Annotated in this window: 2 protein-coding genes; both read right to left on the bottom strand. The window is 44.9% G+C overall.

Annotation, left to right across the window (positions count from 1 at the left end):
- The coding region (era, locus tag A3738_RS20765) for a GTPase Era (RefSeq protein WP_082890094.1) at positions 1-950 on the bottom strand (950 nt) is incomplete at its 3' end.
- A 1-nt stretch (position 951) separates the two neighbouring features.
- The coding region (locus A3738_RS20760; protein WP_231876717.1) for a ribonuclease III family protein at positions 952-1,293 on the bottom strand (342 nt) is incomplete at its 5' end.

The raw sequence follows: 1,293 nt of genomic DNA, 5'->3' as shown, positions 1-1,293 counted from the left end.
TCATCATCGGACCAACCGCCCTTAACTTTCACCCATAAGTTCAGCATGACCTTGCTATCAAACATACGCTCCATATCTTTACGCGCATCACGTCCAATAATCTTAATCTGCTGGCCTTTATCGCCGATCACAATCTTTTTCTGGCCGCTACGTTCAACAAGAATTAAGGCACTAATATGAAGAATATTTCTCTTCTGTTTAAACTCTTCAATTTCAACCGTCACCGAATACGGGAGCTCTTCTCCTAGTTGGCGCATGATCTTTTCGCGCACTAACTCTGCAGCTAAAAAGCGCTGACTTTTGTCGGTAACTTGGGAGTCGGGAAAGTAATGCATACTCTCAGGTAGCAACTCCTCAATAAGACTCTCCAACTGCTCGACGTTGTGTCCTTGCTTCGCTGAAATAGGGACGATATCTTGAAACTCGCCTTTCTTAGAGATCTCTTGCAAGTACGGCAGTAAGCCACCCTTGTCTTTTGTACGATCAACTTTGTTGATGCACAGAATCACCGGCGCACCGACATTCTGTAATTTTTCTAAGACCAGATCATCATCGTCGGTCCAATACGTACGATCCACAACGAACACCACCACGTCAACATCAGTCAACGAACTTGATGCGGCTTTGTTCATGTAGCGATTAATCGCCTTATGTTCTTTCAAGTGCAGGCCGGGCGTATCAACATATACAGCTTGATTCGCCCCGTTTGTCTTTATTCCTAAGATTTGATGTCGAGTGGTTTGCGGACGTCGAGAAGTGATACTTAGCTTTTGACCTAAGATGTGATTCATCAAGGTTGATTTGCCAACATTTGGCCGCCCAACAATCGCAACATAACCACAGCGAGTGTTGTGCTTCTGCACCACGCCACCAAATGCTTGACCTAATAGAGCGTCCAGCTCATCAGCAGACTGCGCTGCATCGTTATCGCCTAACTTCTTATCGCTCATATTACTTACCTAATTGTTCAATCGCTAACTTAGCAGCATCTTGCTCTGCATTACGCCTACTCAAACCACTCGTTTCAATAGAAATGCCTTCCGCAGGAATCGTACAACGAATATAGAACGTTTGTGCATGCGCCTCGCCTTCTGTGCGCAAAACCTCGTATGTCGGTAAGTCTTGTTTTTTAGCTTGAAGCAATTCTTGCAGCTGAGTCTTAGAATCTTTCTCTGTCGTTTCTAACTCAGGAGAACTCAATCGTTCTTCGTACCAAGACAATACCATTTGTTTGGCTACGTCATGACCAGAATCCAAATACGTCGCGCCGATAATCGACTCTACTGCATCAGC

It is taken from the genome of Oleiphilus sp. HI0066 (genome assembly GCF_001635725.1).
Note: the sequence above shows the minus strand (reverse complement) of the source record. Positions and strands in the feature narration are given on the sequence as shown.